The organism is Winslowiella arboricola, assembly GCF_025527015.1.
GTDB lineage: Bacteria > Pseudomonadota > Gammaproteobacteria > Enterobacterales > Enterobacteriaceae > Erwinia > Erwinia arboricola.
This window is the reverse complement of the sequence record NZ_JAODIM010000034.1, coordinates 84,686-105,580: the sequence shown is the minus strand read 5'-3', so window position 1 is coordinate 105,580 and position 20,895 is coordinate 84,686. Positions and strand designations below refer to the sequence as shown.

The following is a 20,895-nucleotide window of genomic DNA, read 5'->3' as shown; positions in this document are numbered from 1 at the left end:
CAGTAAAGAAGGCGGCGAGAACGCCGCCCCTACATAAATCTGTGAATTATAAGTAGGGGCGGCGTTCTCGCCGCCCGTGCCGATGACATGCACAATGACGAGATGACAAGCGATCGAAACGTGCTTATTTGATCAGGTCTGCCGTCATATACACATAGTTGCCGGTGCTTGCGCTGGTGATTTTATAAGATGAAGCGCCTGCTGCCTGCGCTTTAGCGGCAATACGCGCTTCTGCACTGTCGAGGTGGCTGCCGGTGGCGCTTACGGTCTGAGCAAAGCTGCCAAAAGAAACGGTAGCAAGGGCGATAACTGCAACAAAAGTTTTGATAGATTTCATGATTTAATTCCTTCAGGTTTTTGACTGGAAGAAGGCTGCTTGCCTTCGATAAAACAATAGTAACGCCAGCAATCAATGTTTGATAGCGGAGCTATTTGCTTATCTTTATCAAAAATACTGACATAAAATCGATGCAGCCAGATATCAATTCGGATCGTTGCTGGCAGGAGTGGCTGGCTCAGCTGTCAGGCAAAAGTGCTGCATTATAAAGCCTGAACCGGTTACGATATGCCCTCTGGCGACCCCCCCTGAGAGAGTAGAATGAACAAAAGAGCGATTGCACCGGCCCTTATCTTTATTGCGGCAGTGGTTTTCTTTGTCTGGTTTATTGCCAGCGGCGCTGCGGTGCCGGGTAGCTGACGGATTAATCTATCCTCACCACCCGCCCTTCGGTGGCGCTGATACGGGCGGCATCGAGTACTTTCAGCGTCAGAATCGCCTCGCTGGCGGTGACCGGCGGCTTGCTGCCCTGCTGCACCGCCGCGGCAAACTGTTCATAGTACGCCTGATAAGCCCCCTGTTCTGAGGGGATCACTTTGTTGCCGTCGGCGGTGCGCAACGTGCCCCACAACTCAGGTTTCTCAATTCCCCAACCGGCAGGATCGTCAACCGGCCGCAGACCAGCAAAAATAGCCTGTGCCTGCACATCGGTGCCCGATGCCGAGTAGCTGCCCGCATCGCCATAACAGCGCAGCTCACGAGCTGCCAGATGATTAAGTTTGCTGGCGGAGAGGTGCGAATGCACGCCCGACTGATGAACCAGCGTCAGCACAAAGCTGGCATCGGTCTGCTCGCCCTGCACGCTGACAAAGTCTAATTGCGCATGCACCGTGCTGACCGGCCCGTGCAGCCAGATGGCCTGATCCACCAGGTGACTGCCGAGGTCGCGCAGTAAGCCACCCTGCGGGCCGCCTTCCAGCGTGTGTGGATCGTCAAGGTCCATCCGCGAGTGGAAACGCCACAGCTGTCCCAGCGAGCCTTGTTGCAGGATTTTACGCAGCGTCAGGATATCGGCGTCAAAACGGCGATTATGGAATACCGCCAGCACCACCCCTTTCGCCTTTGCCGCCTGATCAAGCTCGCGCGCGACTTCGGCGCTGGGGGCAAAAGGTTTATCGGCAATCACCGCCACCCCGGCGGCAATCGCTTCCAGCACCAGTTCACGGCGTGTCGCCGGAGGCGTGGTAATGGTCACCGCATCAACCCCATCCGCCAGCATGGCGCTCAGGCTGGGATAGATTTTGACTTCTGGCAGATCCGCTTTCACCCGGGCGATGGTTTCGACGGCGCGGGCAACCACCCCAACCAGTTCAACACCCTGTGCCGCCGCAATAAATGGCGCATGAAAATAACGTCCGCCCTGGCCATAGCCTACTAAGCCTAATCTCATACTTTTTCCCTTATCTCGTTCAGTTGCCGTTGATGACGTCGCTTTGAATGAAAATAAAATTCCAAAACTAGTTAATATGAAAAACATAATCCATCAATAGCAGGATAGCTGAATACAGGCGAGATGCAGTTTAGTGACAGACATCACATAACAATTGCTGCGTCACTTTTCTGGCGCATCCTGTTCAGCGGCGGGGAGCTCCTCTTCCTCGCTATTCACCATCACCGACTGGATCTCTTCCTCATCAATCGTCGGGTTCAGCGCAACCGCCAGCGGCGAGCTGGTCATACCATCCGGCAACGCAACATGGGGGAACTGCACCTCATCAGAGGGCGTCACCGCAGAGACTTTCTGCCAGCTGAGCGCGGCAATCACGACGCCACACAGACAGAAAAAGGAGTAGAGCATATTGCCGCCCAGCGGCTGCATAATGGCGCCCGTCAGTAGCGGGCCGATACAGGCACCGACACCAAACGCCATTAACAGACAGGCGGTAAGCGAGACGCGGCGCTCGGGCACCACCTGATCATTGGCAATCGCCACCGCCAGCGGATAAAGGGAAAACTGCATCATGCTGACGGCAAAAGCCATGGCGACAATCAGAGTGAAGTTAAACTGCATCGGCAGGGCGAGCGGAATCGACACCAGCGCAAAAATCAGCGCGGTGATAAACAGCAGGCGATTACGGTCGATGCGATCTGACAGCCAGCTCAGCGGAAATTGTGAGACCAGCCCGGCAAAGATGGTAATGCCCATAAACACCCCGGTCAGATGGGCGCCAAATCCCAGCTGGCTGATATAGACCGGCGCCATCCCGTAAAACGCGCCCACCGCCATACCAATCACCAGCGTCATAATCAGCAGGCGTGGAATGGTTTTAAAGAAGTAGCCCAGCTCCATTGGCGCCGGTGACATCGGCTGCGCGTTGGTGCGGGTGGTCAGCGCAATCGGCACCAGACAGAGGGCAAAACAGAGCGCCACAATCATTAAGCTGGTGATGCCAAAATCGCTCTGCATCACCAGAATAAACTGACCGGCGGAAAGACCAAGATAGGTCGCCACCATATACAGGCCAAAGATCACGCCGCGCTGACTGCCCTCCGCCTGATCGTTCAGCCAGCTCTCCAGCACCATATACTGGCACATCATGCACAGCCCGATAACCAGCCGCAGAAAGATCCATAGCGGTAAAAAATCGGTCAGCCCGTGGCCCAGTACCGAAGCGGTAATTATTCCGGCGCAGGAGACATAGGCGCGGATATGACCGACGCGCGCAATCAGGTTATGTCCGACCTTGCCGCCAATCACCAGACCAATATAGTTGGCGGCGGTAATGCCACCGATCAGCGCCCCGCTCACCTGCTCATGGGCAAGACGTAGCGAAACATAGGTGGTGAGTAAGCCGGATCCCAGCAGCATTAACAGGGTGGTGGTGTAGAGCGGCAGAAATGCCCGGAGAACCTTCTTCATTACGACTCCCTGTAGTTTTAATCCGCTGATTTTTACGGCCAGTGTGGAATCGTAGTCTTTTTTGGCGCTAACGGGCAAATTTCGGCGCGAGTTTCGGATTGATGGAAGTCATTACTACGGGCGGTGAAAACGCAGCCCCTGGCTGGGTCTGATGAAGGGGCAGCGTTCTCGCCGCCCGCCTGAAATATCACTTATTACCGGTCAGCTCGCGGATATAACGTTCGCGCAGACGCTGTACCACCGGCCCCGGCACGCCGCGGCCAATGGTGTTGCCATCCAGCGCCACCACCGGTAACACAAAAGTGGTGGCGGAACTGATAAACAGCTCCTGCGCCTGATAAGCCTCTTGCGGGCTAAAGGAGCGCTCGACCACCGTGATCCCTTCGGCAGCGCACAGCCGTAACAACGTAGCACGTGTAATGCCGGGCAAAATGGCATGACTTAACGGTGTGGTGATCAGCGTATTATCCGCCAGCACCATATGGCAGTTGGAGGAACTGCCCTCGGTAATCAGCCCGTGCTCAACAAACAGTACATCATCCGCCTGCTGCGCGCGGGCATACTCTTTTGCCATACAGGCGGCCAGTAAGCCGACAGTTTTAATATCACGACGCTGCCAGCGAATATCCTGCCAGGTGACCACTTTCAGCCCGTTCTGCAATTTTGCATGCTGCACAATTGCATGCTGCTGGGTAAACAGCACCAGCGTAGGTTCCACATCCGCGCCGGGGAAGTGAAAATCGCGCACACCGGCGCTGCCCCGGCTTAGCTGCAGGTAAATCGAACCTTCCTGCAGATCATTCTGTTCAATCAGCGTCAGATGGATCTGTTGCAGTTCATCCGCACGGAGTGGCACCCGCAGCGCCAGCTCTTTACAGGAGCGTTGCAGCCGCTGCATATGACCGTCAAAATCCACCAGCTGACCGTTAACCACCGCGGTGACTTCATATACCGCATCAGCAAACAGGAAGCCGCGGTCGAAAACTGACACCCGCGCCTGATGCTGGTCAACGTACTCACCATTTACATATATCCGCTGCATTGTTATTCCCGTTTCCCTGAAGATACGCCGCACCGCTCTTTCTGACCGCTATCGGTGGGCAAAGATATGACCCATAAACTCCACCATAGTATGCGCCGCCAGATAAGAAGTCATGCCGGTTGCGACATCCAGCAACGGATTTACTTCGACTAAATCGAAACCAATAATCTCCATCCGTTCAGCCAGCGCACACAGGGTGTCTCGCAGCTGGGCGTAGCTCAGTCCGTCAGGCTCGGCAGAGACGCATCCCGGCACCAACGCCATATCCAGCACATCAATATCAATGCTGACATAACACTTCTCACCGGCAGGTAACAGTGCGGCGATCTGCTGTGGAGTGCACTGGCGAAAATCATTGACCGGCACGATGCGGCTGCCCTGCGCCTGCGCATCGGCGATTTCGCCCGGTCGCACCCGCAGACTGCGGATCCCCACTTGCGTCAGGCTTTTTACCTGCGGTAAAGCGGCAATATGGCGGAAAGGCTGACCGTTGGTGTAGTGCATATCATGCTGCACCGGGGCAAAATCGAGATGGGCGTCAAACTGAATCACATGCACCGGCTCCTCAATGCCGCGAATCAGCGGATATGAGACCGAGTGGTCACCGCCCATTGCCACCGCAATCACCCCTTTACGCCGCAACTGACGCGTCATCGCCGAGATATTCTCCATCGTCTGTTGCAGGTTGGTCGGCAGAATATCGATATCGCCCACATCCTGAATTTTGCCGTCAGTGATCTCAGTGGCGAGAAAATGCTGCTGACGCGCAATATCATAAAAGCCGCTGGGGGAGAAACGCATCGAGTGTTCGCGGATACTGCGTGGCGCCATGCGTGTTCCGGGCATAAAAGGGGACGCTTCATCAAAAGGTACGCCAAATATCGCCATTTCCGCCTGTAGCCGGGCAACATCCTCACAGTAGTTGGCGCGTAAAAAAGTGGCGATGCCGCTAAAGACGCGATTAACCCGATCGACGCCGCGCATATTGGTCATTTTGTTTTCTCTGTTAACTGATGTTCTTCAGCAAGGCCTGGGTTCTGGCATGGGTCGGACTGGCAAATATCGCTGCGGCGTTACCCGTTTCAACAATGCGCCCCTCCTCCATTACCACCAGCGTATCCGCCATCTCGCGGGCGAAGGTCATTTCATGGGTGACGACCATCATGGTCATCCCTTCGCGCGCCAGCTGTTTCATCACCGTCAGCACCTCTTCCACCAACTCCGGGTCCAGCGCCGAGGTGGGTTCATCAAACAGCATCACCTCCGGCTGCAATGCCAGCGCCCGCGCGATAGCCACACGCTGCTTCTGTCCGCCCGACAGACTGGCGGGCATTGCCGTCGCTTTATGCGCCAGCCCGACCTTCTCCAGCAGCTGCATCGCCAGCTGTTCGGCATGGGCTTTCGGCTGCTGCAAAATTTTGCGCGGGCCAATCGCCACATTCTGCAAAATGGTGAGATGGGGAAATAAATTAAACGACTGAAACACCATGCCGACATGGGTGCGCAATGCATTCAGACGGATATCGTCCAGCATTTTGCCGTTATCCAGCAGCCGTTCACCGCAGATACGGATCGAGCCGCTTTCCGCCTGCTCGAGACCGTTACAGCAGCGTAAAAAAGTGCTTTTGCCGGAGCCGCTCGGCCCGATAATCACCACCACTTCGCCGCGCTGAACTTCAAGGTCGACGCCATGCAGAATGGTGTTGTCACCAAAGGATTTTTGCAGCTTACTGACCTGAATAATGCCCTGACTCATTGCACCATCCCTCCGGCACGCAGCTTGTTTTCCAGCTTACGTAACGCCAGCATGGTGGCGCTGGTCAGTATCAGATAGATAAAGGCAATCACGATATAGACCTCCAGTGAGCGGTAGGAAACGCTGATAATCTTCTGCCCTTCATGCATCACGTCATGAATGGTCACCAGCGATACCAGCGCCGAGTTTTTGGTCAGCGCGATAAACTCATTGGCCATCGGTGGCACCATACGCACCAGCGCCTGCGGCATTATCACCCAGCGCATCGCCTGCCCCGAGGACATGCCCATCGAACGCGACGCTTCCATCTGCCCCCGGTCGATCGACAGAATCGCCCCGCGCACCAGTTCAGACACATAGGCGGCGGAGTAGCAGCCCATCCCGATCACCCCGCAGACAAACGCCGGGATGACGATGCCAAAATAGGGCAAACCAAAGTAGAGGATAAATAGCTGCACCAGCAGCGGCGTACCGCGCACCAGCACCACATAGGTGTTACCCGCCAGCCACAGCGATCTACGCGCGGGATTGACCCGCGCCAGACCAATCAGCGTGCCAAGAATGCAGCTCAACACCATGGCGCACAGGGTTATTTCTATGGTCACCAGCGCGCCTGAGAGCAGCTCCCGCCAGCCTGCCAGGGCCGGTGTAAAATCAAAAGTGACCATACCTACACTCCTTTAGTTGCCCGCAACACCAAACCACTTCTCGTGGATACGCTGCCAGCTGCCGTCGGCGCGGATAGCCTGCAGCGCTTTATTCAGCTCAGCGCGCAGTTCAGGCTCACGTTTACTGACGGCGATGCCGTAGTCCTCACGCGTTAACGGTTCGTCTAATACTTTGCTGACGCCGCGCGCTTTGGCGTACAGCAGCGCCGCAGGTTTACCGGTGACCACCGCATCCGCGCGGCCGGAAGTTAATGAGTTAAACATCTCCTCATTTTTTTCCACTTCAATCAGTCTGGCGGTTGGATATTGCGCATTCATCACGCTGACGGATTTGGTGCCCACCTGCACCGCCACACGTTTACCGGCAAGATCGGCCGGGCCTTTGATGCTGGTGTTATCTTTATTCACCATCACCACCAGACCGGCAGAGAAGTAAGGGTCGGTGAAATCGACCACTTTTTTGCGCTCATCGGTGATATAGATCGCCGACAGGATAATGTCGGAACGTCCGGCCAGCACCGAAGGCACCATCGCTTTAAAGTCCATATCGGTGTACTCCAGCGGGCGGCCAAGTTTCTCCGCCAGCGCGCTGGCCATATCAATATCAAAACCGGTGCGCTTACCGTCCTGGATGTACTCCATCGGCGGGAAAGTGGGATCAATGGCGACGCGCACCGGCTCAGCGGCCAGCGTCGTGCCGATATGCAACAGCGCAGGCAGGCAAAGCGTCAGCAATAAGGTTTTCAGTTTCATCAGCATCTTCCAGGTTAATTAACGCGTGGTATCGCAATAGCCCGCGCGGATCGCGGCCCCGATAAAATTGAGAATCAGACGGCCTGCAATCATGCAGGAGTGCTGGTTAATATCTTTTTCTGGCTGGATTTCAACGAAGTCCATCCCCACCACTCGTCCTTTCTTCACCAGGCCATGTATCAATTTTCGTGCCTGAACGAAGGTCACGCCGCCTGGCGCCGGTCCGGCGACCGCTGGCATACAGGTTGGATCAAGGCCATCCGCATCTATCGTCAGGTAATAACGGCCGCCATCGGGGATACGCGCCAGCACCGCTTCCATACCTGTATCGTGCAATTCATAGGCAGTGATAATTTCAGCGCCCCATTTTCGTGCATAGTCTGCCTCCTCCTGACGCGCGCTGCCCGATGCGCGCATACCGATCTGAATAATCTCTTTCACATACGGCAGCTCAGAGGCGCGTCGCATTGGGCTGGAGAGACCATCCTTGATGCCATTGACCTCGTCGCGCCAGTCAAGATGCGCGTCAAGATGCACAATGGTGATCGGCCCCTGGTCGTCAAAGGCGCGCAGGATCGGGTTGGTAATGCCATGATCGCCGCCCAGCACAATCGGGATGGCGCCCGCCGCAAGAATTTTGCGCGTCGCCAGCTCGGCACGGCGGAAATGACCGCGCGGATCGCTGAGATCGGCGGGCACATCGCCACAGTCAACAAAGCGCACGTCATCGCGTCCCTGCAACAGCGGACCATCAATATCAAAATCAAAACGCTCCGGGCTGCGGATCACGCGGTCGGAAGCCTGGCGGATGGCGGTGGGGGCGTTGGTCTGATCGTTGTTATAATCCTGCGGGGTATAGGCCGCGCCATACGGCATACCTAATACGGCAAAATGCGCCTGCAGGTTATCCAGATCCAAAGCAATTTCAGAAAATAGCAGTGATTTATGATTAGTTTTTGGTGCAATGGTTAATTTTTCTGACATGGTATATTTCCCTGGTGTGGCAAAAGATGTTACTGGCGATTGTATTAATGGTTGCGCAGCCGGAAAATAGACTTTTTATGCAATCATCGTTGCAGGAAAAACAACCATGAAAAATAGAGTGCTGAATGAACGTGATTTAAGAGCGTTACGTATATTTTGCGTGGCGGCGCAGGCTGGTGGTTTTTCCGCAGCAGAAAATAAACTGAATATGACGAAAACCACCATCAGCCGGCAGATTAAATCGGTGGAAGATACACTCGGCGCCCGACTCTGCAGCCGCGGCCCACAAGGCTTTGAGCTTACCGAGGCCGGTAAAGCCGCACTGGTTTATGCCCAGGAAGCGCTGGATGCGCTTGATCGTATATTTCCGGCGATTGATGCCAGCCGCGAAATTATTTCCGGCGATCTATCCATAGGATTTTCTGATAATATCATTGGCAATCCCGGCAGTTTTTTACATCTGGCATTAAAGGAATTACATCATACTGCGCCGCTGGTTAATTTATCGCTGCATACCCTGACCGCGCCACAGCTTATTCAGGCATTGCTCGATCGCAAGCTGGATATTGCGGTAAAAGGGATTATGGAACATCAGAAGGTCATATCTTTACGTTATATTGAACTGTATAGCGAAAGTCATCAGCTCTATTTTGTTGGCAGCGAACTGACCGGTGAAAAACGACCGCTGGTATTCCGCCATCAGCAGGCTTTTGTTGAAGAGAGTATCAGCCGCATGGGCTATCGGCGTGGTCCGGAAGCCAACGGCATTGAAGCGGTGGCAATGCTGATTGCCACCGGCCAGTATGTCGGCATTCTGCCGACCCACTATGCCGATCTGTTGCGTCCGGTATTGCCGTTGCAGGAAGTGCCCGGCACGCCGCGCTGGGAAGTCAGGCACTACGCGGTCACGCACGGCTCGCGTCCGCTCTCTCCCGCCGCCGAAACCATGCTGAAGCTGTTGCTCTCCAGCCACCGGCGTCAAAGTTAAAAGGGGAAGCCTGAAGCATAAAGTCAGCCGTTTTTTCCGCTTTTTATTACCGTAGTATGGGATAAGAGACACTCTGTTCTGCCATCAGGATAAAACAATGAGCAAAAATCTGAACAAAGATACCAAAGTCTGTATGTCACTGGCCGCGCGCCCCGGCAATTTCGGCACCCGCTTCCATAATTATCTGTATGACGCGCTGGATCTCGATTACCTGTATAAAGCCTTTACCACCAATGATCTGGCGGCGGCCATCGGCGGTGTTCGCGCGCTGGGCATTCGCGGCTGCGCGATTTCAATGCCGTTTAAAGAGGCCTGCATTCCGATGGTCGATGAGCTGGATGCCTCGGCAAAAGCCATCGATTCGGTGAATACCATCGTCAATACCGACGGCTATCTGAAAGCGTACAACACCGACTATATCGCTATCGCTACCCTGTTAAAGCAGTATCAGGTGCCGACGGAGATCAGTTTTGCGCTGCGCGGCAGCGGCGGCATGGCTAAAGCGGTGGCCTGCGCATTAAAAGATGCCGGTTTTAAGCACGGCTATATTATTGCCAAAAATGAAACCAGTGGCCGTCAGCTGGCGGAGTTATGCGGCTTTGAATGGCGTCTGAGCCTGGAAGGCGTGCCAACGCCCGGCTTATTAATTAACGCCACGCCAATCGGTATGAGCGGCGGCGTTGATGCCGATAAACTGTCGTTTACTGCTGAAGAGATTGCTGCCGCCAGCGTGATTTTTGAAGTCGTGGCGTTACCGGAACAGACGCCGCTGATCGCCAGCGCGCGCAGCCAGCACAAAACAGTGATTACCGGTGCGGAAGTGTTTGCCATTCAGGCGGTTGAACAATTTGTGCTGTATACCGGCATCCGTCCGGATGACGCATTATTCCAGCAGGCCGCCGCTTATTCCCGGCAATAGACTACCGGCAGCCTTGACTACACCCAAACCGGCGGATTACTTCAGCGTAAAATCATACTGCAGATTCATTTTGATATCGTAGTAGTCCAGCCGGTCACCCAGGCTACTGCCGTTGCGATGCTCGCGGGCTTTATTGAGGATCAGTAACGCCTTTAGCCCTTTCAGCATGCCATCTTGCGGGCGATAGCCAAACAGCAGGTTAGTGCCCATGCCGTGGATCGGCACGCGATGCTGATAGTCCTCATAACCGCGGGTCATTACCTGCGCCACGCCAACAAAAGTATCACCCGGCAGATTCACGGTGCCACCCGCCTGCCACGACCACATATCATTATGGTTACGGTCAATACTGAGATCGAACGGATAACCCAGATCGGTATCGACGCCGGAGCTCCAGTGCGGCCGGTCACCGGTTCTGGCGGCCGCCAGAAACAGTGAACCTGGCGGCGCAATATAGCTTAGCTGTCCACTGACCACATAGCCGTAATCCGGGCTGTCATCGCGGACGCTGAGTCCGTTCATCCTGGCATAAAACGCCATAAACTCCGGCTTCAGATACTCACGCGGATCGTCCGCCACTGGAATACAGCCTGCAGCTTTGGTCATCAGCTGGAGCGCCACATCCTGCTGCCATGAAACCGCTGCGCCGGCAGACTCACACTGACGCCGCCAGGCAAGTGCGCTGATATACTGTGGACGAAACAGATCATGTTTTAGCGTGGTAGTATTAATCGGCCCGGTTTTATGTACGCCCTCGGCGACATCTGAATAGTTATAGACGCCAAAGCGATACATGGCATAAATATCCAGCTGTGGATTAAGCTGATATTTAAGCAGTGCCGCATCGGAGAGTGATGGCACGGTACGTTGTGACGATGAGTTCATAATTAACAGATCGTCGCCGCCGCTGTATTGCGTATCCGTGACCATACGCCCGACTTTAAACTGCAACTGCGGTGAGAGATTTATTTTTACCGCCGCCGTATAACGATTAAAACTATCATGCCCATCTAAATACCAGCGACTACTCCAGTTATCACGCGCGCCAAGCTTATAAACATAAAAGTCGCCAATATCGACGCCGATAATATCCTGGTAATAACGACTGTTATATTCCAGCGCCAGCCCCTGCACCCAGGCATAGATATCTTTACCGTCGCCGGCGCTGGGCTTCTCCGCCCTGCGAAGTTCATTTCTGACACGTAATCTTAAAACATCCTCTTGCTGATCAAAGGAGGATGCTACAGCCTGATAAGATAAGCAGAACACAACCCCACAGATTAACTGTGTTTTGGTGATGTATTTCATATAGCTCTTATCCCCGGAGGTATTTATTATTCGGTTTTGCTGCGATAAACCTTATGTTCTTCGAGTGTTTCAAGGAATTGCTGACTGGTGGTTTTTCTTTTTTCAATTTCCTGCACGATCTCCTGATATTTCTTTTCAGTAAGCGGATAACAACACATACCAATAAAGGCAAGAAACATAAAGAACGCCGGAATAAGCGCTACTGCCAGTTTAATCCCGGTGATGGCCTCTGCGCTTTGCGGCTGATTAGAGACATAACCAAACCCCACCAGAATAAACGCCGGTAGTGAGCCGCCAATCGCCTGACCGCATTTACGCGTAAAGGAGAATAACGAATAGGTCAGCCCTTCAATACGTACGCCGGTCTGATACTCGCCATATTCAACGGTATCGGCTTCCAGTGCCCACATCACCGTCATACACAGGCTGGCACCAAACGAGGCGCAGGCGAACAGGAAAAACGCCACATACACCGAAGAAGAGAGAAAAAAGAACAGCGTCAGATAACCGAGTGCGGCGATCCCCGAACCGAGAATAAAGGTCGATTTCTTGCCATAACGTTTGACCAGCCGCGGCACTAACGGAGCCGCTAACACCGCGCCGAGAAAGGTCTGAATAAAGATCAGCACGCTGAAATAGCTCATATCATGCAGAATATAGCGAACGTAATACAGCGCGGCGGCGCTAAGGGAGAAGGTGCCGGTCAGGGTCGCTATCGCCACCAGACAGAGGATAATCAGTGGCCGGTTACGCTTGATGGTTTTCAGGCTGATACGCAGCGTCGGTTGCTGAACCACTCTGGTGATATTCTCCTGAGTGGTGCGGAAACAGATCCAGTACAGCGCCACGCCAACCACCGCCAGCACGCAGGTGTAGAGGGTATAGATCGACTGCGAATCACCGTGCCGGCTGTTAATCGCCGGGGCAATTACAAACGCCAGCAGAGTATAAGTAAAGGAAGCCATAATGGTGCGTGCCGCGCCCAGCTTTGCTCGTTCCTCGGGATGCTGAGTCATGGCAGTGGAGAGCGATCCATAGGGTATATTAACCAGCGAATAGGCCAGGCCAAGTCCCATATAGGTCAGATAGATATAAAAGATTTTATGGCCGTCACTCAGCGCGGCGGGAACCGAGAAGACCAGCACGCTAAACACCATCAGCGGTACTGCGCCAAACAGGATAAAGGGACGGAACTTGCCCCAGCGTGTTTGCGTGCTGTCGACCACCCTGCCCACCACCACATCCGCCACCGCATCAAAAATCCGCACCAGTAACAGCATTGTTCCGGCTACCGCGGCATTAATGCCGACGGTATCGGTGTAGTAATTCAGCAAAAACATCGCGCCCATAGCAAAGGCGAAGTTGTTAGCAACATCGCCTAAGCCATAGCCCACAATATTTTTCCATGTGAGGCTATTTTTCATAAGTGATTACTCCGCGCTGCCGGGCTTGATAAACGGCTGCTGAGACGTCCAGCGTTCGCGCAGGACAAACGCCGAGGACTTCGGTTTTCTGTCGCGGGTAAACACTCCTTTCTTATTACCGCCGACGCGAATAATGTTCTGCGAGGTGGCAAAGTCGGCGAAGTTCCACACATGCTCGCCTACTACCGCCCCCACGCGATCGAATACCCGGTGATACATTGCCAGGAAGGCATTCTGGAACTCTTCGCTCCACATCTCCTGATAAGTGGAGTGCAGACCGGCCAGCGTATCGGCGCCATATTCGGTGATAATAATCGGGCGATGCAGCTTCTCCTGCCATGCGCGCAGCTCTTTCTCCAGCTCCTGTTCCGCTTTCTCAAGGTTGCCGGACTGGGTATACCAGCCGAAATAACGATTCAGGCAGACCACATCAAACAGATCGGTGATGGTGTCGCTTTCTGCAGTGCAGAACATCACATTGACGCAGGTGATCGGACGGGTTGGATCCAGCTGGCGGGTCGCAGCAGCCAGCGGCGCAAAGTAGTCACGTGCGCCAGCCTGGTTGGCATCCGGCTCATTGGCGATGCTCCACATCACCACCGAAGGGTGATTTTTGTCGCGGGCAATCAGCTCTTCAATCGCCTGCAGATGCGCCTGCCGGGTTTGCTGGTTAATCGCTTCCTCAGAGAACAGCGCTTTCGGCAGCGTATCCTGGCTAAAGGTGATGCCCAGCGCGAGGTTAAGACCCACCGCCGGGGTTTCATTAATCACCACTATGCCGTGTTCATCGGCCCAGTCGAGCATCTCTTCCGCATAGGGATAGTGTGAAGTGCGATAAGAGTTGGCGCCGATCCAGTTCATCAGTGCGTGATCGTGCACCATCAGCACATTATCAAACCCTTTACCGCGAATATCGGCATCTTCATGGCGGCCAAAGCCAGTGAAATAGAATGGCTTATCGTTAATCAGGAACTGTTCACCGGAGACTTTAACTGTGCGAATGCCGACGCGGACAAAATAGTGATCCTGCTGGCCATCCGCCTCATTCTCCACCCACAGGGTATAGAGATAGCCTTCGCCCGGTTGCCATAACGTCGGTGACTTCACCAGCAGATCGCCCTGCGGACCGCTGCCCTGCGCCACGACATTTTGCTGATGATCTTTCAGCTGCACGCGGATCTTTCCTGACGCTTTGATCTGATAGCTGACGGTGCCCTGCTGATGATTATCTGTCAGCGAGGTCACCACATGCACATCGCTGATAGGGTTTTTCGGCGTGGTATACAGCATCACGCTGCGGTGAATACCGGCGTAATTAAAGAAATCATGGAAATAGAGCTGTTCGCGTTTCCCTTCCGCATCTTCCGTCACCACGCCTGGCGGAATGGTCTGCCAGCTTAACTGGTTATTGACGCAGACGGTGATGCGCAGCGGCTCACCTGGCTGCAACAGCTGGCTGATATCTTGTTCAAACGGCGTATAACCGCCCTGATGTTCCATCACCTGCTGCTCGTTGACCCAGACTTTGCCATAATGGGTAACCGCATCAAAGCGCAGCACTACCCGGCGCCCATCCCAGCCTGCCGGAACAATAACCTCGCGCTGATACCAGACATTACCAATATGATTACGAATGTCCGCATCGGCGAACTGCTCATTAAAACTGCCCGGCACCGCAATCTCGCGGCTGTCTTGCAGCGGCTGGCGCCACCACTCCTTGCTCAGTCCCTGATTGTCGCTGTCGACCACAAACGCCCATAAGCCATCTAAATTCTTAATTTCACGGGATCGGGTTTCTACTGGTTTTAACATCGGTTCGCTTCTCCATCTTGTGAGTGAATTCAGCCTCAGGTTGACCGGGATCTTCATTGGTCAACCAAATTTTAACAGTGGTAAAAGAGATACCATGTGCCACAAGGGAGCGTTACCGGGATAAAGACGAACTGCCGTCTCGCTCGCAAAAACGCAGGCGCAACTGACAGAAAGACGACGGGGTTCACGAACGGCGCGCAGGAGAGATTGACTTTAGCGGCAAGATGATCAACCGAACGTTCGTTCTAGTTTTCAGACCAACACAAACCACCCGATCAAATTATCTAATCAGATGGTTTTAAAGGAATTTAACCAATTAAGACGTAGTTACGGGTTGATACCCAGCAGGCCATTGATCATCGCGGTCAGGGTTTTCCGCCGCTGCTGCTCGCTGAGTTGCACCGCACTGCCGGTATCCGCCAGCACGCCATAGGTGAGCGACAGCAGCAAACTGGCAGCTGCGTTTACATCAATATGCGCCGCAATTGCGCCCTGCGCTTTGCCTTTTTCCAGACGCTCAATCACCCGCTGCATAATCGCCTGATGTTTGCGCTCCAGCATCGCGGCTACCAGCGGATTGCGCATACCTTCGGCCATGATTTCAATCACCAGCGAACGCTGCGCCTGATCCTCTTCCCGCACCGCCAGCAGATTAGCGATCATCTCCTCAACCACATCGCGCTGCTGGTCACTGTCATCAAAACGTGAAAAGGCACGCTGTTGATCCTGCTGAATAATTTCCTCAATCAGCGCTTCTTTGCTGGCAAAATGGTGATACAGCGTGCCCGGGCTCATATCACAGGCCTTGCAGATGCTTTTCATTGAGGCGCCATGAAAGCCATCGCGCGCAAAACAGAGGCGCGCGGCAGTCAGCACGCGCAATCTGGACGGGGAACGGGTTTTGGGGTCAGAAGTCGTCACGTTTGATCTTCCCTTGATTGACCGGCAACGGTGTCAGGAATTCGCTTCGCTTAATGGCCAGGAAGCAAACAGATAGCCGTCAAAGTTAATATCATCAACGTCGGAGAACTCGATCAGACGCACTTTCACGTTTTCGAGGTGCTGCCACATTGCAAGCTTAGCCGCCCGCGCATCTTTCTTGATCAGGGCGGCAAGGATCTGCTTGTGGTCGGTCAGCCAGGCCTGGCGGTAGTGAGTGTCCTGCAGATGGCGATGCAGCTGGATCCACATCGGGTTATTCTCACGCCACTGCCACGACTGTTTAAACAACTCCACCAGCATGCTGTTGTGGGTCGCTTCCGCAATCGCCAGATGGAACTGCATATCTCCGCTTTCATGGTCTTCGCTGGCCAGCTCCTGCTCTTCAATCTGCAACGCGCGGCGCATCTTGACGATATCGTCGCGGGTTGCCTGCAGCGCGGCAAACTCGGCGATATTACTCTCCAGCAGCTGACGCGCCTGCAGTAGCTCAAACGGCCCGGCGTCGTTGCACTGACTGCTCTCTGCGGCATCAGCATGTTGATCCTGCGGCAACCTGACGACAAAAATGCCGGAGCCACGGCGCACCTCAATTAACCCTTCAATTTCCAGCATAATCAAGGCTTCACGCAGCAGAGTACGCGTGACATCCAGCCTTTCGGCGATTTCACGTTCCGGCGGCAGGCGATCGCCAATGGCGAACTGCTCCCGGACAATCATTGTGCGTAGCATGCCGCCCACTTCCTGATAAGGACGCTGTGGGCGCGGTGGAACTGAAGACGCTTTCATGGTGGTATCCGCTTTATGTTGCCAGTAAAGCCGCTAAATCAGGGCAATATTCAGACTATACCATAAGTGGTTGATCAATTATCAGCAAGTGGCGACCAGTGGGTCGCCTGAAATTATACGCCGGAGAAATAACGCTGCGCATTGTTATAGCAGATATCTTTTACCATCTGTCCAAGCAGCGCTTCGTCATCCGGCACCTCCCCTGCTTCCACCCACTCGCCGAGCAGATTGCATAACAGGCGACGAAAATATTCATGCCGCGTGTAAGAGAGAAAACTGCGTGAGTCCGTCAGCATGCCGACAAACTGACTTAGCAGCCCGATTTGTGACAGCTGCTGCAGCTGACGCAGCATGCCGTCTTTCTGGTCATTAAACCACCAGCCGGAACCAAACTGCAGCTTGCCGGGCATGCCGCTGCCGGAAAAGTTACCGATCATCGTCGCCAGCACCTCGTTATCACGCGGATTGAGGCAGTAAAGAATCGTTTTGGGCAGCTCATTGCTGATATCCATACTGTCGAGCAGCCGCGACAGCGGCCCGGCAAGATTATTGTCGCCAATCGAGTCAAAGCCGCTATCCGCGCCCAGCAGACGAAACATCCGCGTGTTGTTATTACGGATTGCGCCAATATGCAGCTGCATCACCCAGCCGCGCGCCGCATACTGACGCCCCAGCCATACCAGCACGGCAGTGCTGAACCGGGCGATTTCCAGCTCGGTAAGTTCATTACCCGCCAGACGTTTCGCCAGTATCGCATCCAGCTGCCGATCGTCCGGCACCGGCGCATAGCGCAGTATATCGATGCCGTGATCGGCGGCGCGACAGCCATGCATGGCAAAATGGTCCAGACGGCGGGTCAGCGCTATGCGTAAATCGTCAAAGCGCGTAATCGCTATATCCGCCGCCGTTTCCAGCTGTTGCAGATAGTGGTTAAACCCCTCCAGCTCGATTTTAAATACTTTATCTGGCCGCCAGCTTGGCGCCACTTCAATATCAAAACCGCCATCGTCGGCAATCTGGCGATGATATTGCAGCGAATCAATCGGATCGTCGGTAGTGCCCACCATCCGTACATTCATCTGGCGCATAATGCCACGCGCCGAGAATTCAGGCGTCGCCAGCAGCTCATTGCACTGTTGCCAGATGCGTTCGGCGGTGGCCGGTCCGAACAGCGTGTCGGTAATGCCAAATGGCCGTCGCAGTTCAAGATGGGTCCAGTGATAGAGTGGATTGCCCAGCGTGCGCGGCACAGTGCGCGCCCAGGCCTGATATTTATCATAATCACTGCTGGTTTTGCCGGTGATCAGCGACTCGTCGACTCCCGTCGCCCGCAGCGCGCGCCATTTATAGTGGTCGCCTTCCAGCCAGATTTGCCCGAGGTTGGCGAAACGCCGATCTTCGGCGATCTCGCGCGGATTAAGATGGCAGTGGAAGTCATAAATCGGCATTGCGGCGGCATAGTGGTGATACAGCACGCGAGCCGTGTTGTTTTTCAGTAAAAAATCTTCCGTCATAAATGCGGCCATTACGCTTCTCCTTGCTGATTAAGTGCCGCCACCGCCGCATAAGCGCCGTTGTCCAGCAGCTGCTGGTAAGCATTGCTGACCGCACTGACAAACACCGGATTATCCGGCAGGTCGGCACCAAAAATAGCGCGGATGCCAAGCAGCGCACGCACCCGCTGTTGCGGTTCGGCATACTGCTGATGAATCTCCTGTAGCCGGGTCAGCAGCGGATCCACCACCTCAATCGTCCGCCCCTGTTCATCCACGCCGCTGACATAACGCATCCAGCCAGCCACTCCCAGCGCCAGATGGCGCCATGGCTGACCTGTCGCAAGGTGCTGACGAATAGGATCGAGCAGACGCTGTGGCAACTTCTGGCTGCCATCCATGGCGATTTGCCTGGTGCGATGTTGCAGTGACGGGTTGCTAAAACGCTCGATGAGTTGCGCGGCATAGCGGTTAAGATCGGTATCTGCTGGCATCGCCAGCGTGGGCGCCTGCTCCGTCAGCATCAGAGAGAGAACGGCCTGACGGAATGCGCCATTATCGATGGTTTCGGCAATAGTCTGGTAACCGGCGAGATAGCCGAGACAGGCGAGAAACGAGTGGCTGCCATTCAGCATCCGCAATTTCATCAGTTCAAACGGCGCCACATCGGCGACAAACTGCGCGCCTGCGCGGTCCCACTGCGGACGACCATTAACAAAATGATCTTCAATCACCCACTGGCGGAAGGGTTCGCAGGCAATGGCACAAGGATCGAATACCCCCAGTTGCGCGCCAATCTGTTGCAGGCTCTCTTCCGTCGCGGCGGGAACGATGCGATCCACCATGGTACAGGGAAAGGTAACATGCTCAGCTATCCACTGCGCCAGCCCGGCATCACGCGCGTTTGCCAGCGCGAGCACCGCCGCTTTTGCTACCTGACCATTTTCTCGCACGTTATCGCAGGAGAGCACGGTAAACGGCTTAACGCCCTGCTGGCGGCGCAGATGCAGCGCCTCAACAAGATAGCCAATAGCTGATACTGGCTGCGCCGGATGTGCCAGATCCTGTACGATCAGCGGGTTATGCAGATCAAGCTGACCGCTGGCGCCAGCGGTGCAGTAGCCTTTCTCGGTAATCGTCAGTGAGACAATCGCGGTCTCCGCGCGCGTCATTGCCTGCAAAATAGCGTCACAGCCGTCAGATTCCGCATGCAGCGCTTGTTTAACCGCGCCAATAATTTTTAACTCGCTGCTGTTTGCGCCGCGTTCGGCCACGGTATACAGCAAATTCTGCGCGTTAAGCTGGTCGATCAGTCGCGCGCCATTACCGGACATCAGGCTCACTTCACAAATCCCCCAGTCGCAGTCACTGATCTCCAGCAGGTGGTGGGTGTACAACGCCTGATGCGCCCGGTGAAAAGCACCGCAGCCAAGATGAACAATTCGCGGCGCGAGGCGCGTAGCGTCCCACGCCGGACGTCTGACGGTCAGCGGACAGTTGGCAATATTCTGTGCCATAACAAACTCCTGTTAAATAACGACCCTCGCCAGACGGCAGGGTTAAGCAGAATCAGAACAGAGAGAAATAGCGAGCCGCATAACGCGAATACATTATGCGGCGGGAGATCAGTGGCTGAAGAATGCGCGCCGGATTGCCAGCTCCACACCACGCAGTTCGGCCAGCCCTTTCAGGCGGCCAATCGCCGAATAACCGGGATTGGTTTTCTTTTGCAGATCGTCCAGCATCTGGTGACCGTGGTCAGGACGCATCGGGATCGGGTCTTCTGCACCAGCGGCCTTACGGCGCTGCTCTTCCGTGGCGATAGCTTTAATCACCTCATACATATCGACATCACCATACAGGTGTTCCGCTTCGTGGAAAGTATGCGGATTCTCTTCACGTCGCGTCGAACGCAGATGGGTAAAGTAAATGCGTGGACCAAACTGTGTAATCATCTGCACCAGATCATTATCGGCGCGCACGCCGTAGGATCCGGTACACATCGTAAAGCCATTGGCCGGGCTGCTGACGTTGTCGACCATCCATTGCATATCTTCAATGGTTGAGACAATACGCGGCAGACCCAGGATCGGACGCGGTGGATCGTCCGGGTGCACCGCCATACGGATCCCCACCTGTTCTGCCACCGGGATGATGCTATTGAGGAAGTAAGCGAAGTTCTCGCGCAGTCGGGCTTTATCGATATCTTTATAGCGCTGCAGATGCTGGCGGAACTGCTCAAGAGAGTAGCCCTCTTCCGCCCCCGGCAGGCCCGCGATAATATTGGCGGTCAGCCGCGCTTTTTTCTCATCGCTCATCTCAGCAAACCGCTGATTAGCCTGCTGCACTTCTTCAGCCGTGTAACTGGCTGCTGCCCCCTCGCGTTTCAGCAGATGCAGTTCAAATACCGCAAACTCAATCTGATCGAAGCGCAGCGCTTTGGCGCCATTTGGCAGCTGATATTCGAGGTCGGTACGGGTCCAGTCCAGCACCGGCATAAAGTTGTAGCAAACGGTATAGATGCCACACTGTGCAAGGTTGCGCAGCGACTGCTGGTAGTTGCTAATCCACAACGAATACTGGCCGGAGTGAGTTTTGATATCCTCATGAATCGGCACGCTTTCCACCACTGACCACACCAGCCCGGCCGCTTCAACGATCGCTTTGCGCTTCAGAATCTCTTCCACCGTCCACACTTCACCATTCTGAATATGGTGCAGTGCAGTGACCACTCCGCTTGCTCCGGCCTGGCGCACATCGGCCAGCGTTACCGGATCATCGGGACCATACCAACGCCAGGTCTGCTTCATGCTCAATCCTCTT

At 54.7% G+C, this 20,895-nt stretch carries 20 protein-coding genes; 3 read left to right on the top strand and 17 right to left on the bottom strand.

What is annotated here, in order from left to right:
- Positions 1–124: 124 nt before the first annotated feature.
- Entirely contained in the window at positions 125–337 is a 213-nt protein-coding gene (locus N5923_RS03030; protein WP_267141095.1) for a YdgH/BhsA/McbA-like domain containing protein, read from the bottom strand.
- Between the two features lie 261 nt (positions 338–598).
- Between N5923_RS03030 and N5923_RS03025 the strand changes: the two genes are divergently transcribed.
- Positions 599–697 carry a YoaK family small membrane protein gene (locus tag N5923_RS03025; RefSeq protein ID WP_017800814.1) on the top strand — a complete coding sequence of 33 codons (99 nt, stop codon included), beginning with the start codon at positions 599–601 and terminating at the stop codon, positions 695–697.
- 4 nt (positions 698–701) lie between these two features.
- On the opposite strand, the gene N5923_RS03020 is transcribed toward N5923_RS03025, so the two are convergent.
- The 8 genes from N5923_RS03020 to N5923_RS02985 all read right to left on the bottom strand — a co-directional run bounded on the left by N5923_RS03020 (position 702) and on the right by N5923_RS02985 (position 8,400).
- Positions 702–1,727, bottom strand: a complete 1,026-nt coding sequence (locus N5923_RS03020; protein WP_267141094.1) for a Gfo/Idh/MocA family oxidoreductase — start codon at positions 1,725–1,727, stop codon at positions 702–704.
- 162 nt (positions 1,728–1,889) lie between these two features.
- On the bottom strand, positions 1,890–3,197 hold the full coding sequence (locus tag N5923_RS03015) for an MFS transporter (protein ID WP_267141093.1): 1,308 nt from the start codon (positions 3,195–3,197) through the stop codon (positions 1,890–1,892).
- Between the two features lie 187 nt (positions 3,198–3,384).
- Positions 3,385–4,239, bottom strand: a complete 855-nt coding sequence (locus tag N5923_RS03010) for a D-amino-acid transaminase (RefSeq protein ID WP_267141092.1) — start codon at positions 4,237–4,239, stop codon at positions 3,385–3,387.
- 48 nt (positions 4,240–4,287) lie between these two features.
- Positions 4,288–5,232, bottom strand: a complete 945-nt coding sequence (locus N5923_RS03005) for an arginase family protein (protein ID WP_267141091.1) — start codon at positions 5,230–5,232, stop codon at positions 4,288–4,290.
- A 13-nt stretch (positions 5,233–5,245) separates the two neighbouring features.
- A complete protein-coding gene (locus N5923_RS03000; protein WP_267141090.1) occupies positions 5,246–5,995 on the bottom strand; it encodes an amino acid ABC transporter ATP-binding protein in 750 nt (249 codons plus the stop codon).
- A complete protein-coding gene (locus N5923_RS02995; RefSeq protein ID WP_267141089.1) occupies positions 5,992–6,663 on the bottom strand; it encodes an amino acid ABC transporter permease in 672 nt (223 codons plus the stop codon). The genes N5923_RS03000 and N5923_RS02995 overlap by 4 nt, the downstream gene beginning before the upstream one ends.
- A 12-nt stretch (positions 6,664–6,675) precedes the next feature.
- Positions 6,676–7,416 carry a transporter substrate-binding domain-containing protein gene (locus N5923_RS02990; RefSeq protein ID WP_267141088.1) on the bottom strand — a complete coding sequence of 247 codons (741 nt, stop codon included), beginning with the start codon at positions 7,414–7,416 and terminating at the stop codon, positions 6,676–6,678.
- An 18-nt stretch (positions 7,417–7,434) separates the two neighbouring features.
- Positions 7,435–8,400, bottom strand: a complete 966-nt coding sequence (locus tag N5923_RS02985) for an agmatinase (RefSeq protein ID WP_267141087.1) — start codon at positions 8,398–8,400, stop codon at positions 7,435–7,437.
- 106 nt (positions 8,401–8,506) lie between these two features.
- On the opposite strand from N5923_RS02985, the gene N5923_RS02980 reads away from it, so the two are divergent.
- A complete protein-coding gene (locus tag N5923_RS02980) occupies positions 8,507–9,388 on the top strand; it encodes a LysR family transcriptional regulator (RefSeq protein WP_267141086.1) in 882 nt (293 codons plus the stop codon).
- A gap of 97 nt (positions 9,389–9,485) precedes the next feature.
- The gene (locus N5923_RS02975; protein WP_267141085.1) at positions 9,486–10,307 is read left to right on the top strand and encodes a shikimate 5-dehydrogenase; all 822 of its coding nucleotides are present in this window, start codon (positions 9,486–9,488) and stop codon (positions 10,305–10,307) included.
- Positions 10,308–10,343: 36 nt separating this feature from the next.
- On the opposite strand, the gene N5923_RS02970 is transcribed toward N5923_RS02975, so the two are convergent.
- The 8 genes from N5923_RS02970 to uxuA all read right to left on the bottom strand — a co-directional run bounded on the left by N5923_RS02970 (position 10,344) and on the right by uxuA (position 20,882).
- Complete coding sequence (locus tag N5923_RS02970; RefSeq protein ID WP_267141084.1) at positions 10,344–11,615, bottom strand: OprD family porin; 1,272 nt, start codon at positions 11,613–11,615, stop codon at positions 10,344–10,346.
- Positions 11,616–11,641: 26 nt separating this feature from the next.
- Entirely contained in the window at positions 11,642–13,039 is a 1,398-nt protein-coding gene (gene uidB / locus N5923_RS02965; protein WP_267141083.1) for a glucuronide transporter, read from the bottom strand.
- Positions 13,040–13,045: 6 nt separating this feature from the next.
- A complete protein-coding gene (gene uidA, locus N5923_RS02960; protein ID WP_267141082.1) occupies positions 13,046–14,851 on the bottom strand; it encodes a beta-glucuronidase in 1,806 nt (601 codons plus the stop codon).
- Positions 14,852–15,178: 327 nt separating this feature from the next.
- Complete coding sequence (locus N5923_RS02955) at positions 15,179–15,772, bottom strand: TetR/AcrR family transcriptional regulator (protein ID WP_267141081.1); 594 nt, start codon at positions 15,770–15,772, stop codon at positions 15,179–15,181.
- Positions 15,773–15,805: 33 nt separating this feature from the next.
- A complete protein-coding gene (uxuR, locus tag N5923_RS02950) occupies positions 15,806–16,579 on the bottom strand; it encodes a Uxu operon transcriptional regulator (protein WP_267141080.1) in 774 nt (257 codons plus the stop codon).
- 113 nt (positions 16,580–16,692) lie between these two features.
- Positions 16,693–18,105 carry a glucuronate isomerase gene (gene uxaC, locus N5923_RS02945; RefSeq protein ID WP_267141079.1) on the bottom strand — a complete coding sequence of 471 codons (1,413 nt, stop codon included), beginning with the start codon at positions 18,103–18,105 and terminating at the stop codon, positions 16,693–16,695.
- Positions 18,105–19,589 carry a fructuronate reductase gene (locus N5923_RS02940; RefSeq protein ID WP_267141078.1) on the bottom strand — a complete coding sequence of 495 codons (1,485 nt, stop codon included), beginning with the start codon at positions 19,587–19,589 and terminating at the stop codon, positions 18,105–18,107. Before N5923_RS02940 ends, uxaC begins: the two co-directional genes overlap by 1 nt.
- A gap of 108 nt (positions 19,590–19,697) precedes the next feature.
- Complete coding sequence (gene uxuA / locus N5923_RS02935) at positions 19,698–20,882, bottom strand: mannonate dehydratase (RefSeq protein WP_267141077.1); 1,185 nt, start codon at positions 20,880–20,882, stop codon at positions 19,698–19,700.
- Positions 20,883–20,895 lie beyond the last annotated feature (13 nt).

Excerpts from the sequence above, each read along its gene's own strand:
- N5923_RS03030 (WP_267141095.1), bottom strand. The coding sequence starts at position 337 with ATGAAATCTATCAAAACTTTTGTTGCAGTTATCGCCCTTGCTACCGTT.
- N5923_RS03025 (WP_017800814.1), top strand. The coding sequence starts at position 599 with ATGAACAAAAGAGCGATTGCACCGGCCCTTATCTTTATTGCGGCAGTG.
- N5923_RS03020 (WP_267141094.1), bottom strand. The coding sequence starts at position 1,727 with ATGAGATTAGGCTTAGTAGGCTATGGCCAGGGCGGACGTTATTTTCAT.
- N5923_RS03015 (WP_267141093.1), bottom strand. The coding sequence starts at position 3,197 with ATGAAGAAGGTTCTCCGGGCATTTCTGCCGCTCTACACCACCACCCTG.
- N5923_RS03010 (WP_267141092.1), bottom strand. The coding sequence starts at position 4,239 with ATGCAGCGGATATATGTAAATGGTGAGTACGTTGACCAGCATCAGGCG.
- N5923_RS03005 (WP_267141091.1), bottom strand. The coding sequence starts at position 5,232 with ATGACCAATATGCGCGGCGTCGATCGGGTTAATCGCGTCTTTAGCGGC.
- N5923_RS03000 (WP_267141090.1), bottom strand. The coding sequence starts at position 5,995 with ATGAGTCAGGGCATTATTCAGGTCAGTAAGCTGCAAAAATCCTTTGGT.
- N5923_RS02995 (WP_267141089.1), bottom strand. The coding sequence starts at position 6,663 with ATGGTCACTTTTGATTTTACACCGGCCCTGGCAGGCTGGCGGGAGCTG.
- N5923_RS02990 (WP_267141088.1), bottom strand. The coding sequence starts at position 7,416 with ATGAAACTGAAAACCTTATTGCTGACGCTTTGCCTGCCTGCGCTGTTG.
- N5923_RS02985 (WP_267141087.1), bottom strand. The coding sequence starts at position 8,400 with ATGTCAGAAAAATTAACCATTGCACCAAAAACTAATCATAAATCACTG.
- N5923_RS02980 (WP_267141086.1), top strand. The coding sequence starts at position 8,507 with ATGAAAAATAGAGTGCTGAATGAACGTGATTTAAGAGCGTTACGTATA.
- N5923_RS02975 (WP_267141085.1), top strand. The coding sequence starts at position 9,486 with ATGAGCAAAAATCTGAACAAAGATACCAAAGTCTGTATGTCACTGGCC.
- N5923_RS02970 (WP_267141084.1), bottom strand. The coding sequence starts at position 11,615 with ATGAAATACATCACCAAAACACAGTTAATCTGTGGGGTTGTGTTCTGC.
- uidB (WP_267141083.1), bottom strand. The coding sequence starts at position 13,039 with ATGAAAAATAGCCTCACATGGAAAAATATTGTGGGCTATGGCTTAGGC.
- uidA (WP_267141082.1), bottom strand. The coding sequence starts at position 14,851 with ATGTTAAAACCAGTAGAAACCCGATCCCGTGAAATTAAGAATTTAGAT.
- uxuR (WP_267141080.1), bottom strand. The coding sequence starts at position 16,579 with ATGAAAGCGTCTTCAGTTCCACCGCGCCCACAGCGTCCTTATCAGGAA.
- uxaC (WP_267141079.1), bottom strand. The coding sequence starts at position 18,105 with ATGGCCGCATTTATGACGGAAGATTTTTTACTGAAAAACAACACGGCT.
- N5923_RS02940 (WP_267141078.1), bottom strand. The coding sequence starts at position 19,589 with ATGGCACAGAATATTGCCAACTGTCCGCTGACCGTCAGACGTCCGGCG.
- uxuA (WP_267141077.1), bottom strand. The coding sequence starts at position 20,882 with ATGAAGCAGACCTGGCGTTGGTATGGTCCCGATGATCCGGTAACGCTG.